Annotated in this window: 15 protein-coding genes, 1 tRNA gene and 1 pseudogene; 6 read left to right on the forward strand and 11 right to left on the reverse strand. The window is 72.3% G+C overall.

Features of this window, described 5'->3' with window-relative positions; genetic code table 11:
• A pseudogene (locus J7E93_RS25300) lies at positions 1–426 on the forward strand (hydrolase); the annotation flags it as partial.
• A 2-nt stretch (positions 427–428) separates the two neighbouring features.
• A complete protein-coding gene (locus J7E93_RS25305) occupies positions 429–1,085 on the forward strand; it encodes an NAD(P)H-binding protein (protein ID WP_215072249.1) in 657 nt (218 codons plus the stop codon).
• A gap of 84 nt (positions 1,086–1,169) precedes the next feature.
• Here the strand turns inward: J7E93_RS25305 and J7E93_RS25310 are convergent.
• Positions 1,170–1,251 (reverse strand) — tRNA-Tyr (locus J7E93_RS25310).
• A 182-nt stretch (positions 1,252–1,433) separates the two neighbouring features.
• On the opposite strand from J7E93_RS25310, the gene J7E93_RS25315 reads away from it, so the two are divergent.
• From J7E93_RS25315 to J7E93_RS25325, 3 genes are all read left to right on the forward strand, one after another.
• A complete protein-coding gene (locus J7E93_RS25315; RefSeq protein ID WP_215072250.1) occupies positions 1,434–1,922 on the forward strand; it encodes a YajQ family cyclic di-GMP-binding protein in 489 nt (162 codons plus the stop codon).
• Positions 1,923–2,012: 90 nt separating this feature from the next.
• A complete protein-coding gene (locus J7E93_RS25320; protein WP_215072251.1) occupies positions 2,013–2,516 on the forward strand; it encodes a methylated-DNA--[protein]-cysteine S-methyltransferase in 504 nt (167 codons plus the stop codon).
• Complete coding sequence (locus tag J7E93_RS25325) at positions 2,513–3,160, forward strand: alpha-ketoglutarate-dependent dioxygenase AlkB (protein WP_215072252.1); 648 nt, start codon at positions 2,513–2,515, stop codon at positions 3,158–3,160. Before J7E93_RS25320 ends, J7E93_RS25325 begins: the two co-directional genes overlap by 4 nt.
• Here J7E93_RS25325 and J7E93_RS25330 read toward each other — a convergent pair.
• Positions 3,157–3,426, reverse strand: coding sequence for a GlsB/YeaQ/YmgE family stress response membrane protein (locus J7E93_RS25330; RefSeq protein ID WP_215072253.1), 270 nt, complete (start codon positions 3,424–3,426; stop codon positions 3,157–3,159). The genes J7E93_RS25325 and J7E93_RS25330 overlap by 4 nt on opposite strands.
• Before the next feature lie 59 nt (positions 3,427–3,485).
• On the opposite strand from J7E93_RS25330, the gene J7E93_RS25335 reads away from it, so the two are divergent.
• On the forward strand, positions 3,486–4,721 hold the full coding sequence (locus J7E93_RS25335) for an APC family permease (RefSeq protein ID WP_215072254.1): 1,236 nt from the start codon (positions 3,486–3,488) through the stop codon (positions 4,719–4,721).
• Here the strand turns inward: J7E93_RS25335 and J7E93_RS25340 are convergent.
• The 9 genes from J7E93_RS25340 to J7E93_RS25380 all read right to left on the reverse strand — a co-directional run bounded on the left by J7E93_RS25340 (position 4,687) and on the right by J7E93_RS25380 (position 13,730).
• Positions 4,687–5,697, reverse strand: a complete 1,011-nt coding sequence (locus J7E93_RS25340; RefSeq protein ID WP_215072255.1) for a hypothetical protein — start codon at positions 5,695–5,697, stop codon at positions 4,687–4,689. The two genes, J7E93_RS25335 and J7E93_RS25340, sit on opposite strands and share 35 nt — an antisense overlap.
• 48 nt (positions 5,698–5,745) lie before the next feature.
• Positions 5,746–6,150 carry a YccF domain-containing protein gene (locus J7E93_RS25345; RefSeq protein WP_215072256.1) on the reverse strand — a complete coding sequence of 135 codons (405 nt, stop codon included), beginning with the start codon at positions 6,148–6,150 and terminating at the stop codon, positions 5,746–5,748.
• On the reverse strand, positions 6,147–7,010 hold the full coding sequence (gene htpX / locus J7E93_RS25350; RefSeq protein WP_215072257.1) for a zinc metalloprotease HtpX: 864 nt from the start codon (positions 7,008–7,010) through the stop codon (positions 6,147–6,149). Before htpX ends, J7E93_RS25345 begins: the two co-directional genes overlap by 4 nt.
• A 173-nt stretch (positions 7,011–7,183) precedes the next feature.
• A complete protein-coding gene (gene mscL / locus J7E93_RS25355) occupies positions 7,184–7,636 on the reverse strand; it encodes a large conductance mechanosensitive channel protein MscL (protein ID WP_215072258.1) in 453 nt (150 codons plus the stop codon).
• Positions 7,637–7,724: 88 nt separating this feature from the next.
• Positions 7,725–9,227, reverse strand: coding sequence for an NADH-quinone oxidoreductase subunit N (locus tag J7E93_RS25360; protein ID WP_215072259.1), 1,503 nt, complete (start codon positions 9,225–9,227; stop codon positions 7,725–7,727).
• Positions 9,224–10,777: a NuoM family protein gene (locus J7E93_RS25365; protein WP_215072263.1), complete on the reverse strand. Its 1,554-nt coding sequence runs from the start codon at positions 10,775–10,777 to the stop codon at positions 9,224–9,226. Before J7E93_RS25365 ends, J7E93_RS25360 begins: the two co-directional genes overlap by 4 nt.
• Positions 10,778–10,804: 27 nt before the next feature.
• Positions 10,805–12,805, reverse strand: a complete 2,001-nt coding sequence (locus tag J7E93_RS25370; protein WP_215072260.1) for an NADH-quinone oxidoreductase subunit L — start codon at positions 12,803–12,805, stop codon at positions 10,805–10,807.
• Positions 12,802–13,173 carry an NADH-quinone oxidoreductase subunit NuoK gene (gene nuoK / locus J7E93_RS25375; RefSeq protein ID WP_215072261.1) on the reverse strand — a complete coding sequence of 124 codons (372 nt, stop codon included), beginning with the start codon at positions 13,171–13,173 and terminating at the stop codon, positions 12,802–12,804. Before nuoK ends, J7E93_RS25370 begins: the two co-directional genes overlap by 4 nt.
• Positions 13,173–13,730 carry an NADH-quinone oxidoreductase subunit J gene (locus tag J7E93_RS25380; RefSeq protein ID WP_215072262.1) on the reverse strand — a complete coding sequence of 186 codons (558 nt, stop codon included), beginning with the start codon at positions 13,728–13,730 and terminating at the stop codon, positions 13,173–13,175. Before J7E93_RS25380 ends, nuoK begins: the two co-directional genes overlap by 1 nt.
• Between the last annotated feature and the right edge of the window lie 118 nt (positions 13,731–13,848).

Consider the following 13,848-nt stretch of genomic DNA (forward strand, 5'->3'; position numbering starts at 1 on the left):
CGGCTGCTGCGAGCGGCCGGCGTGCGGCTCGCCGCGGGCGGCGGGGCGCTGCGCGATGTCTCCAACCCGGTGGGGCGCGGGGACCCGTTGGAGGCCGCCTACCTGCTGGCCTCGCTCGGCGGACTGCCGGCCGAGGACGCGTACGGGGCGGTGAGCGCGGGGGCCCGGGCGGCGATGGGGCTGGCCGAGGTACGGGTGGAGGCCGGGTTCCCGGCGGAGCTGCTCGCGGTGCGCGGCGACCGCCTCACGGGCGTGCTGTCCCTCGCGTACAGCCGGATCGTGGTGCACCGGGGCCGGGTGGTGGCCCGGACGAGCGCGGTGCGCGAGTACTGCGACTCGGCGGCGGCGCTCGACCTGCCGCGCCAGGGCCGCCCGGAACGCCCGGAGCCGGGAAGCCCCCCGGCCGATCCCGACGTACGGTCGTGAGTATGCGCATTGTCATCGCTGGAGGACACGGTCAGATCGCCCTGCGCCTGGAGCGGCTGCTCTCGGCGGCGGGACACGAGGTCGCGGGGCTCATCCGCAGACCGGAGCAGGCCGACGACCTGCGGGCGGCGGGCGCCGAACCCGTCGTCCTGGATCTGGAGTCGGCGTCGCTGGAGATGGTCGCGGCGGTCCTGCAGGGCGCCGACGCCGCGGTCTTCGCGGCGGGCGCGGGCCCGGGCAGCTCCGTGGAGCGCAAGGACACCGTGGACCGCGCCGCGGCGGTCCTCTTCGCCGACGCGGCCGAACGGGCGCACGTACGCCGCTATGTCGTCGTCTCCTCGATGGGCGCCGACGCCGGCCACCCGGGCGACGAGGTCTTCGACGCCTATCTGCGGGCCAAGGGCGCGGCGGACGACTCGGTGCGCTCCCGCGAGGCCCTGGACTGGACGATCCTGCGCCCCGGCATGCTGACGAACGACGCCGGCACGGGCCTGGTCCGCCTGGAGGCCTCGACCGGCCGCGGCCCGATCCCCCGCGACGACGTGGCGGCGGTCCTGGCCGAACTCCTGGAGACCCCGGCCACCGCGGGCCTGACCCTGGAACTGGTCAGCGGCTCGACCCCGGTATCGGTGGCGGTGAAGGACGTAGCGGGCAACTGAACCCGTCCCCGAACCGGCCACGGCACCGTCCCCGGAGAACGAAGAAGGTCCCCGGTGCACGCACCGGGGACCTTCTCTATCGCGTGGCGGCGCCAGGATTCGAACCTGGGTAGGCTAAGCCGACGGATTTACAGTCCGCTCCCATTGGCCACTCGGGCACACCGCCATGGGATGTCGCTGCTCGGAGCCGCTTTTCGGCGGTGCTCCGTGGCAACGACGTAAACGATACCTGATGCCCAGGGGTGCTCCGCCACCGGATTGATCAGCGGATCGGGTGGCCGCGGATGACTAGGCTTGCGCTGTACGCCAACGCAACCGCAACGCATTCGACGCAAGGAGCCACACGTCATGGCCGACTCCAGTTTCGACATCGTGTCCAAGGTCGAGCGGCAGGAGGTCGACAACGCCCTCAACCAGGCCGCGAAGGAGATCTCGCAGCGCTACGACTTCAAGGGCACCGACGCCTCGATCTCCTGGCAGGGCGAGAAGATCCTGATGCAGGCCAACGGCGAGGAGCGCGTGAAGGCGATCCTCGACATCTTCGAGACCAAGCTGATCAAGCGCGGGATCTCGCTGAAGTCGCTGGACGCGGGCGAGCCGCAGCTGTCCGGCAAGGAGTACAAGATCTTCGCCACGATCGAGGAGGGCATCTCCCAGGAGAACGCCAAGAAGGTCGCCAAGGCCATCCGCGACGAGGGCCCCAAGGGTGTCAAGGCGCAGGTCCAGGGCGACGAGCTGCGGGTCAGCTCGAAGAGCCGGGACGACCTGCAGGCCGTGCAGGCGCTGCTCAAGGGCAAGGACTTCGACTTCGCGATCCAGTTCGTGAACTACCGGTAGTCGATCTGCATGTCCGAAAACCGCCAGCCCGGCGCCGGCGGCCCTCGCACACTGGATGACGGATCGAGCGTGCGAGGAGAGGAACGAGCCATGACGCAGCAGACCGTGTACGCGTACGTCGACGGGCCGCTGGGCGAGATGCTGCTGGTCGGGCGGGCCGTCGAGGGCGGCCCCACGGAGCTCGCCTCGCTCTCGCTGCCCGGGCAGAAGGGTGCCGTCACCGTCGAGGACGGCTGGCGGCGGGCGCCCGAGGCGTTCGAGGGGATCGCCGGGCAGCTGGCCGAGTACTTCGCCGGCCGCCGGGACCGCTTCGACATCGCGTACACGGCCGGCGGTACGGAGTTCCAGCGGCGGGTCTGGCGGGCCGTGGAGGACATCCCGTACGGCTCCACCGTCTCGTACGGGGACATCGCCCGGCAGGTGGGGTCCTCCGGGGCCGGGGTGCGGGCCGTCGGTACGGCGATCGGGCGCAATCCGCTGCTCGTGGTGCGGCCCTGCCACCGGGTCGTCGGGGCGGACGGCGCTCTGCGCGGGTACGCGGCCGGCCTGGAGCGCAAGGAACGGCTTCTCGGGCTCGAAGGCGCGCACGTGTGACCGAGGGGCTGTTCCCCCGCGAGCGGGCCGAGGTCGCGCCGGGCGCGGTGCACGTGCCCGGGTGGCTTCCGCCCGAGCGGCAGCGGGAGTTGGTCGCCGCCTGCCGGGAGTGGGGGCGCGGGCCCCTTCCGTACCGGCAGACCGTGCTGCCCGGTGGCGGAGTGATGTCCGTGCGGTCGCTCTGCCTGGGCCGGCGGTGGGAGCCGTACCGGTATCTCGACGAGGTGGGCGTCGAACTGCCGGGCTGGCTGGCCGCGTTGGGGCGGGAGGCGCTCGTCGAGGTGTACGGGGAGGACGGCGGCTTCGTGCCCGACACCGCGCTGGTCAACTTCTACGACGCGGGCGCCCGGATGGGCATGCACCAGGACAAGGAGGAGCGGTCCGGCGCTTCGGTGGTGTCGTTGAGCCTGGGCGACCGTTGCGTGTTCCGGTTCGGGAACACCGAGTCGCGGGGAAGGCCGTACACCGACGTGGAGTTGGAGTCCGGCGACCTCTTCGTCTTCGGCGGCCCCTCGCGCCTCGCGTACCACGGAGTGCCCAAGGTGTACCCGGGGACCGCCGGTCCGAACCTCGGGCTCACCGGCCGGCTGAACATCACGCTGCGTCAGACGGGGCTCCCGGTCGTGTCCGGGCGACGCCGCTAGCGCGAGCGCGAGTGGCCGAAGAGGATCCGGTACGCGATCAGCAGCACCAGCGCTCCGCCGATGGCCGAGAGCCAGGTGGCACCGTCGTAGAACTGCGTGGTGATCGGACGGTCCAGGAAGCGCGCGGAGATCCAGCCGCCGACGAAGGCGCCCGCGACGCCGATCAGGGTCGTGCCGATGAGGCCGCCCGGGTCCCTGCCGGGCAGCAGGATCTTGGCGACGACACCCGCGAGCAGTCCGAGAACGATCCAGCTGATGATGCTCATGCCGGGAAGGACGCCCGGCGCCCCGGTCTCGGTTGCCGGGCTGAACTAATGTGCGGCGCATGACACAACTACGCCGCTCGCTGGGGGTCTTCGACGCCGTCGTCGTCGGGCTCGGCTCGATGGTGGGGGCCGGGATCTTCGTCGCGCTCGGGCCCGCGGCGAGGGCGGCCGGATCGTGGCTGCTTCCGGCGCTCGGGATCGCCGCGATCGTCGCGTACTGCAACGCCATGGCCTCGGCACGGCTCGCCGCCCTGTATCCCGCCTCGGGCGGCACCTATGTGTACGGACGCGAACGTCTCGGGCCGTTCTGGGGGTACCTGGCGGGCTGGGCCTTCGTCGTCGGCAAGACGGCCTCGTGCGCGGCGATGGCGCTGACGGTCGGCGCCTACCTCTGGCCGGGGCAGGCCCATGCGGTGGCGGTCGCCGCGGTGGTCGTCCTGACCGCCGTGAACTACGCCGGCGTCCAGAAGTCGGCGCTCCTGACGCGAGTGGTCGTGGCCCTGGTCCTCGCCGTCCTCGCCCTGGCCGTCGTGGCCTCCTTCGCCTCCGGTTCCGGGGACCTCGGCCGGCTCGCACTGGGGACGGACGTGTCGGCGGACGGGGTGCTGCAGGCGGCGGGGCTGCTGTTCTTCGCGTTCGCCGGGTACGCGCGGATCGCGACGCTCGGCGAGGAGGTGCGCGATCCGGCCCGGACCATCCCCCGGGCGATCCCGCTCGCCCTCGGCATCGCGCTCGCCGTCTACGCGGCGGTGGCGCTGTGCGTCCTCACCGTCCTGGGGCCACGGGCCCTGGCCGTCTCGCCCGCCCCGCTCGCGGACGCGGCCCGGGCGGCGGACGCCGGCTGGCTGGTCCCGGTGATCACGGCCGGGGCGGCCGTCGCGGCCCTGGGCTCCCTGCTGTCGCTGATCCTCGGGGTGTCCCGGACGACCCTGGCGATGGCGCGGGACGGGCATCTGCCGACCGGGCTCGCCGCCGTCCATCCGCGCTTCCAGGTGCCGCACCGGGCCGAGCTGGCGGTGGGCGCGGTGGTGGCCGTGGTGGCGGCCACGGCGGACGTGCGGGCCGCCATCGGGTTCTCGTCCTTCGGTGTCCTCGCCTACTACGGCATCGCCAACGCCTCCGCCTGGACCCTGGGCCGCTCCCACCGGCCGCTCGCCGCGCTGGGCCTGGCCGGCTGCGCGGTGCTCGCCTTCTCGCTGCCGCTGACGTCGGTCCTGGCCGGGGCGGGGGTCCTCGCGGCGGGGGCGGTGGCGTACGCGGTCACTCGAGGACGACCCGTACGCCCGCGTCCGTGAGGGCGTCGACGATCTCCTGGAAGGTGGCCGGGCGTCTCCCTGCGTACGGGCGGACACCCAGGCAGGTGCGGGCGACGTGGGCGTCGTGCCAGACCAGGGTGGTGCCGGCGAGCTCCTCGCCGATCACCCGCGGCGCTCCCGCGGGGAAGCACCGTCCCGGACCGAACACGGCCTCCCCGACGGCGCACTGGAACGAGTCGTCGTCGACGATGTGGGTGCCGTCGAGGTGGTACGTGGTGCCGGGGACGATCTCCGGGGCACCGTGGCCACGGGCGGCGGCCTGCGTCAGCCACTCTCCGCGGGCGGCGCCGGAGAACCGCTGCCAGGTGCCGGGCTTCGCGGGCCGGTCCCGCCGGAAGAGGTCCCAGATCTCCCGGCTCACGGGCGGCAGCGTCCCCGAGCGGGGAAAGCACACGGTGAGGTCGACGAGGCCGTGGTGGCGGGTGGAGGTGTCCCAGCGCGTGATGCGGCCGGCGTCGCCCTCGTGATGGACAGCGCCGACCCAGGTCAGGGCCTGGTAGCGCACCGCACGGAACTCCTCGGCGCCCGCCGCCAGGGCGTCGCGGAGCTCGCCGCGCGGGGAGCAGCCGATGAAGGTGACCTCGGTGTGGGTCTTCTCCTCCGGCTCCGGGGGCGAGACGCGGACGAGGTCCGCGCAGCGGCAGGCGTCGGGCCCGACACCGAACATGCGCCGTGCCTCGCCCGTCGCCTCGACCGTCACCACGTCACCACGCGCGCCGAGGACGCGGACGCCCGACAGGATCCACGGGGTGCCCGACGCCTCCACGTACAGCGTCCCGAGCGGCGCCGTGCCCGCCACGGCCGCCTCTGCGACGGCCCTGGCCGGTCCGCCCTGCGGTTCGCAGCCGCGCAGCTCGTAGCGGACGCGTACCGGAAGCGCCGGTTCGACGAAGAGGCCCTCGACGTCCTTGCAGAGGGCCAGGGCGTACCGGCCGCTGTCCCCCGCGCCGGGCACGGCCGCTGTCCCCCGGGCCGGGCACCAGCGCGTACTTCGCGGAGTGCATCAGCGGGTCGGGGAGGTGTATCCGAACGGCTGGTCCGTGGGGACGATCTCCTTGCCCAGCGGCAGCAGCGAGACGGGGACCAGCTTGAAGTTGGCGATGCCCAGCGGGATGCCGATGATCGTGACGCAGAGCGCGATGCCGGTGACGATGTGGCCGAGCGCCAGCCACCAGCCCGCGAGGATCAGCCACAGCACGTTGCCGACGCAGGAGGGCGCGCCGGCGTCGCGCCGGTCCACGACGGTGTAGCCGAAGGGCCAGAGGGCGTAGACGCCGATCCGGAAGGCGGCGAGGCCGAAGGGGATGCCGATGATCGTGATGCACAGCAGGACGCCGGCCAGCAGATAGCTGAGGAACATCCAGAGGCCGCAGAGGATCAGCCAGACGACGTTGAGGATTGTCTTCACGGGCGGCGACCTGCCATCTGTTCGAGTCGGGAGATGCGCTCCGCCATCGGCGGGTGCGTCGAGAACATCCTGGACAGCCCCTGGCCCGGACGGAAGGGGTTCGCGATCATCATGTGACTGGCGGTCTCGATCCTGGGCTCGGCCGGCAACGGCAGCTGCTTCGTACCCGCGTCGAGCTTGCGCAGGGCACTGGCGAGAGCGAGCGGGTCGCCGGTGAGCTGGGCGCCGGAGGCATCCGCCTCGTACTCCCGGGAGCGGCTGATCGCGAGCTGGATGACCGAGGCGGCGACCGGGCCGAGGATCATGATCAGGAGCATGCCGAGCAGGCCGGGGCCGTCGTCGTCGTTCGAGCGGCCGACCGGGATCAGCCAGGCGAAGTTGACCAGGAACATGATCACGGAGGCGAGCGCTCCGGCGACCGAGGAGATCAGGATGTCCCGGTTGTAGACGTGGCTCAGCTCGTGGCCGATGACCCCGCGCAGTTCGCGCTCGTCGAGGATCCGCAGGATCCCCTCGGTGCAGCAGACGGCGGCGTTGCGCGGGTTGCGGCCGGTCGCGAAGGCGTTCGGGGCCTGGGTCGGCGAGATGTAGAGCCGGGGCATGGGCTGGCGGGCCTGGGTGGAGAGCTCGCGCACCATCCGGTAGAGCTCGGGCGCCTCGAACTCGCTGACGGGACGGGCCCGCATCGCCCGCAGCGCCAGCTTGTCGCTGTTCCAGTAGGCGTACGCGTTGGTCCCGAGCGCCACGAGGAGCGCGACGATCAGACCCGTACGTCCGAAGAAGCTGCCGATGACGATGATGAGGGCGGAGAGCCCTCCGAGGAGTACGGCGGTCCTCAGCCCGTTGTGCCGGCGGTGCACGGTACGCCCTCCAGGTGGTGCGGCAGGGGAACCCTTTGCTCGTGGTGGTCCACTCGTCCAGTGGACCCTCCCGTACAGGTCAACGCCAGGCGGGAGGCGCGGGTTCCCCGGGCCGTACCGGGGGCGATGTAGGCCGAAGGAGTGGCCTGGTCGGCGGGCTGACGGGGCAGCTTCTAGCGGGCTGCCGGGACGCCGACCTTCTCCAGGACGGCGGCGACCGGCTCGACCTCGCTGGTGCAGTGGGCGCAGCGGGAGGCGACGGCGGGGATCTCGGTGAAGCAGCGGGGGCAGTCGCGCTTCTCGGACTTGATGTCGGTCTCCTCCTTGGCGAACCTCTCCTGGATCTTCGTCATGGGGACGACCACGAGGAAGTACAGCACCCCGGCGGTGATCGCGAAGGCGATGGTGGCGGCGATGAGCAGGCCGTACGGGAAGACCGTGCCGCGGAAGGTGAACCTGGCTTCGCTGAAGTCGCCGACCGAGCCGGTGGCCAGACCGATGAGCGGCGTGATGAACGCCTTGCTGAATCCGGTGACGACGGCGGTGAACGCCGAGCCGACGGCGAGACCGATGGCCATCGAGATGACGTTCCCGCGGAGGATGAAGTCCCTGAAGCCGTTCAGCACGGGTGTTGCTCCTTGGCGCTTTTCTGTGGGGGATTTCTGGGGGGAAAGTTCTGGGGGGAGGGGAGAGGGGGAAGCGTGGGGGTGGGCGTCAGAAGAGGGTGTTCGCCGCGAAGCGGAGCGCGAACTGCGGGTAGCCCGACAGCACCACGCCGACGGCGGCGGCCAGCACGATCGCCAGGGTGACCGCGGCGGGCACGCGCGCGTGGACCCTCTCCGCCTCGGCCCGGGGCGCCCGGAAGAGCACCGCCGTCCACCGCAGGTAGTAGTAGAGGCCGATCACGACATTGACGCCCATGATCACGGCCAGCCAGCCGAGGCCCGCGTCGACCGCCGCCGAGAAGACGGTGACCTTGGCGAAGAGGCCGATGACACCGGGGGGCAGACCGGCCAGGTTGAGCAGGAAGAAGCCCATGGTGAGGGCGGTGAGCGGCCGGGTGGCGTACAGGCCGCGGTAGTCGTCGAGACGGTTCTCCGGGTGGGTACGGGAGACCAGCACGACCACCGCGAAGGCGCCGAGGTTCACGACGGCGTACATCAGGGCGTACGCGACGGTGGCGCCGATCTGGTCGTTGCCGGAGTACGCGGCGGCGGCGATCGGCACCAGGAGGTAGCCGGCCTGGGCGACGGAGGACCAGGCGAGCAGCCGGACGGCGCTCCACGCGCGCGTGGAGACCTGGCGCAGGGCCGCCACGTTGCCCACGGTCATGGTGAGCGCCGCAAGGACGGCGAGCGCGGGGCCCCAGACGTCCGCGTACGAAGGGAACGCGACGACGGTGACCAGGATGAGGCCGGTGAAGCCGACGGCCTTGCCGACCACGGAGAGGTAGCCGGCGACCGGCAGCGGGGCGCCGACGTAGGTGTCGGGGACCCAGAAGTGGAAGGGGACGGCGGCCGTCTTGAAGGCGAAGCCGACCAGGGTGAGGGCGACGCCGGCCCGGGCGAGGGTCTCCAGCTGTCCGGGGACGCCGTCGAGGCGCTGGGCGATCTCGGTGAGGTGGAGGCTCCCGGTCGCCGCGTACACGAAGCTGACGCCGAGCAGGGTGACGGCGGTCGCGGTGACCGAGGAGAGGAAGAACTTCAGCGCGGCCTCGCTGGACCGGCGGTCGCCGCGGCGCAGGCCGACCAGCGCGAAGGCGGGCAGCGAGGCCACTTCGAGGGCGACGACCAGGGTCGCGAGGTCGCGGGAGGCGGGCAGCAGGGCCGCGCCGGCGGCCGAGGAGAGCAGCAGGAACCAGTACTCCCCCGCCGGCAGCTTCTCCTTGGTGTCGGCGAGCGACAGCAGCGCGGTGAGCAGCGCCCCGCCGAGCACCAGGAACTGGATGACCAGGGTGAAGTGGTCGGCGGTGTAGCTGCACACGGCGGGCTGCGTCGTGAGGCAGAACGTGGAACGGTCGCCGGCGCGCAGCGGGACGAGGAGGACGATCGAGGCGACGAGCCCCGCGATCGCGGTCCAGCCGAGGAGCTGCTTGCGTCCGGCCGGGACGAACAGGTCGGCGAAGAGCACGGCGAGCGCGACCACCGCCGCGAGGGTGGGCGGCGCGATCGCGAGCCAGTCGACGGACTGGACGAGGCTTGCGGCGGTAGGGGTCACTGCTTGCCTCCGGCGAGGAGCTGCTGCACGGCCGGGTCGGTGAGGCCGAGGAGGACCGCGGGCCACAGTCCGGCGAGGACGGTCAGGGCGACGAGCGGGGTCCAGGCGGCGAACTCGTACCCCTGGATGTCTGCCAGCGCTTCCTCGCCGCCGGGGCGGGGGCCGCCCATGCACACCCGGCGGACGACGACGAGCAGGTACGCGGCGGTGAGCAGCGTGCCGAAGGCGCCGATGGCCATGAAGGTGAGGAAGGCGGGACGGCTGAGGCCCTCGGCCGGCTCGAAGGCGCCGAACAGGGCCAGCATCTCGCCCCAGAAGCCGGCGAGGCCGGGGAGCCCCAGGGAGGCGACGGCGGCGAACGCGAGCAGTCCTCCCAGGCGCGGGGCGCGGCCGTAGAGGGCCGCGCCGGTGGCGCCCGCGAGGGTGTCGAGGTCGGCGGTGCCGTACCGGTCCTTGAGGGCGCCGACCAGGAAGAAGAGGAGGCCGGTGATGAGGCCGTGGGCGATGTTGGCGAAGAGCGCGCCGTTGACTCCGGTGGGGGTCATGGTCGCGATGCCGAGGAGCACGAAGCCCATGTGGCCGACGGAGGAGTAGGCGATCAGGCGCTTGAGGTCGCCCTTGTTGCCGGTCTTCGCGAGGGCGAGACAGGCGAGCGATCCGTAGATGATGCCGGCGACGGCGAAGGCGGCGAGGTACGGGGCGAAGACCCGCATGCCGTCGGGGGCGATCGGGAGGACGATCCGGACGAACCCGTACGTGCCCATCTTCAGCAGGACGCCGGCGAGGAGGACGGAGCCGACGGTCGGGGCCGCGGTGTGGGCGTCCGGGAGCCAGCTGTGCAGCGGCCACATCGGAGTCTTCACGGCGAGGCCGATGCCGATCGCGAGAACTGCGATGACCTGCACGGATGTGGTCAGTCCACGGCCGTTGTCAGTGGCCAGTGCCACCATGTCGAACGTGCCCGCCTTCACGCCGATGAGGAGCAGGCCGAGCAGCATGACGACCGAGCCGAGCAGCGTGAAGAGGATGAACTTCCAGGCGGCGGCCTGCCGGCCCTCGCCGCCCCAGCGGGCGATGAGGAAGTACATCGGGATGAGGACCATCTCGAAGGCCAGGAAGAACAGCACGAGGTCGAGGACGGCGAAGGTGGCGAGGGTGCCGGACTCGAGGACGAGGAGCAGGGCGACGAAGGCCTTCGGGGACGGGCCGGAAGGCATCTTGAAGTAGCTGTAGAGCGCGCTGAGGAAGGTCAGCAGCGCGGTCATGACCAGGAGGGGGAGGGAAATGCCGTCGACGCCGAGGTGGATCCGCACGTCGAGTGCGGGGATCCACGTGATGTCCGTGCTCGCCTGCATCTTCGACGGCTGGTCGTGGTCGAAGCCGAGCGCGAGGACGATCGCGGCGATGAGGACGACACCGGTGACGATCACGCCGTGGCGGAGCACGGCCTGGTCGGGCGACTTCCCCTTCAGCCCGGGCGGGGGCGGGAGGAGGGCCGCGGCGGCGCCGACGAGCGGCCCGAGGACGATCAACGCGAGAAGGAACTGCATCACGGATTCGCTGATATCGATCACGGCTCACGCTCCGGCGGCGACGTTGGCGAGGACGACGGCGGCGATCGCCAGGACGACGGAGCCGGCCAGCAGGGCGCTGAGGTAGGTCTGCACGTTGCCGGTCTGGGCGCGGCGGACGAGCCATCCCAGCCAGTTCGTGCCGGTGCCCGCGCCACGGACGTAGGTGTCGACGACCTCGCGGTCCAGGAAGCGGACCAGGGAGGCGGCGGCCTGGACGGGGCGGACGAAGAGCGTCCGGTAGACGGCGTCCAGGTGGAAGCCGGTGGCGGCGTGGCGGTGCAGCGGTCCGAGGAGGACGCGGCCGGGGTCGGCCGGGTCCGGGGCCGAGGCGATGTCGCCGTAGGCGGGGGCGTGGCTCGCGATGGCCTCGGCCTCGACGAGACCGGCGTCGCCCTCGGGGTGGGCGGCGACGGCGCCGAGGGGGGTCCGGGCGGCGAGGGCGCGGGTGCGCTGCCAGACGGCGTAGGTGACCAGGGAGCCGACGACGGCGATGCCCGTGCCGAGGACGGCGGTGGTGACGGTCGGGGTGAGCGCGTGGCCGTCGAACCAGTCGTCGAGGTAGGTGACGCTCAGACCGAAGCCGAGGGAGGGGATGGCGAGCACCCACAGGACGGTGGTCATGGCGAGTGGCTGGCGGCCGTGGTCGGGGGCCTCGGTGCCGCGGCCGCGGAAGGCGAGCAGCCACAGCCGGGTCGCGTAGGCGGCGGTGAGCAGGGCGGTGAGCAGGCCCGCGACGAGGACGGTCCAGCCGGCCCCGGCGGGGGCGACGGTCCGGTCTCCGAGGGCGGTGTGCTCGGCGGCCACGAGGACGGCTTCCTTGGAGAAGAAGCCGGCGAACGGCGGCAGGGCGGCGAGTGCGAGCAGGGCGACGGTCATCGTCCAGTACGCGTCGGGGATCCGCTTGGTCAGGCCGCTCGTCCGGGACATGGCCGAGAGCGAGTTCGTACCGGCGGCGTGGATGACGGCGCCGGCGGCGAGGAAGAGCAGCGCCTTGAACGCACCGTGGGACAGGAGGTGGAAGACGGCGGCCCCCCGGTCGCCGACGGCCAGGGCGCCGGCCATGTAGCCGAGCTGGCCGATGGTCGAGTAGGCGAGGACCCGCTTGATGTCGTCCTGGGCGAGCGCGGCGAGCGCCGAGCCGACCATGGTGATCGCGGCCATCACGGCGAGCACGGTCAGCGCGGCGGCGGAGGAGGCGAAGACCGGAAGGAGCCGGGCCACGAAGTAGATACCGGCGGCGACCATCGTCGCCGCGTGGATCAGCGCCGAGACAGGGGTGGGGCCGGCCATCGCGTCGGGGAGCCAGGTGTGCAGCGGGAACTGCGCGGACTTGCCCGCCACTCCGGCGAGGAGCAGCAGCGCGATCAGTGTGGGGTGGTCGAGGCCGTCGCCGGCGACGGCGCCGAGGATCCCGTCGATCCGGAAGGTGCCCGCGTCCGCGGCGAGCGCGAACAGGCCGATCAGGAAGGGGACGTCGCCGAGCTTGGTGACCAGGAAGGCCTTGAGGGAGGCGGCGCGCGCCTCGGGGGTCTCCCAGTAGTGGCCGACGAGGAAGTACGAGCAGATGCCCATGATCTCCCAACCGACCAGGAGCACCATCAGGTCACCGGAGTAGACGACGACCAGCATCGCGGAGGTGAAGAGGGAGACCAGCGCCGCGTAGGAGGGGTAGCGCGGGTCGTCGCGCAGATAGCCGGTCGAGTAGATCTGCACGCAGGTGGCGACCACGCCGACCAGGACGGCGGCCAGGGCGGCGAAGCCGTCGATGTGGAGGGCCAGGTCGATGGGGACGGAGCCGGTGGGGGTGAGCTGGGTGGCGGCCTCGACGGTCCGCCCGCCGCCCTGGCGGAGGGCGACGAGGACCGCGAGGACGGCCGCGGCCAGCGTCGGCAGGACGGCGAGCGGGCGGGCGAAGCCGGGCGCCCGCCGGCCGAGGAGGAGGCCGGTGGCGGAACCGAGGAAGGGAAGGAGGGGGACGAGGACGGCGAGGGTCGTGGTGGTCACGCGGTGGCCTCGGCCTTCTCGTCGGACGCGGGAGCTTCCCCGGTCGCGGGCGCGGCCTCGTCGGTCTCCGCCGTGTCCCGGAGCCGGTCGACGTCGGAGCTGCCGCGGTTGCGGTAGACCATCAGGACGATCGCGAGACCGATGCCGATCTCGGCGGCGGCGATGGCGATGATGAAGAGGGTGAGGGCCTGGCCCGCGTGCAGGGTGTCGCGGAGCCAGACGTCGAAGGCGACCAGGTTGAGGTTGACGGCGTTGAGCATCAGCTCGACGGACATCAGGACCAGGATCGCGTTGCGGCGGGCGAGGACGCCGTAGAGGCCGACGCAGAAGAGCAGGGCGGCGAGGACGGCGGGGTAGGCGAGATGCATCAGTTCCCGTCCTTCGTGCCGGTGGTGTCCTTGCGGGACAGGACGATCGCGCCGACCAGCGCGGCCAGCAGGAGGACGGAGAGCGCCTCGAAGGGCAGCACCCAGTAGCGGAAGAGCATCTCGCCGGACACCTCGGTGGAGCCCTGGGCCGGTCCGTCGAGGTCGATCCAGGTCGTACGGAAGGCGTCGACGACCACCCAGACGAGCGCGGCGGCCGCGGCGAGCGCGACCGCGAGGGCGACCGGGCGGTTGCCCGAGTCGGCGTCCGGGGAGCGGCCGATCGGGGCCTTGGTGAGCATGAGCCCGAAGAGGAGGAGAACGACGACGGAGCCGACGTAGATCAGTACCTGGACCCAGGCGATGAACTCGGCGGTCAGGAGCAGGTACGCGACGGCGAGGCCGCCGAGCGTCACGACCAGCCACAGGGCGGCGTGGACGAGCTGCCTGGTGGTGACGGTGACGACGGCGGCGCCGAGGGTGACGAGGCCGACGAGGAGGAAGGCGATCTCGACGCCGGAGGGCGAGAGGAAGCCGGGATTCTGCGCGGCGAGGATCACGCGGTACCTCCCTCGGGGGCGTCGGGGCGGGCGGGGCCGCCAGGGGTCTGGGTGTCGGGGGCGGCCGGGCCGCCGGGGGCCTGGGTGTCGGGGCCGGCCGGGCCGCCGGGGGCCTGGG

The organism is Streptomyces sp. ISL-36 (assembly GCF_018614205.1).
Lineage (GTDB): Bacteria > Actinomycetota > Actinomycetes > Streptomycetales > Streptomycetaceae > Streptomyces.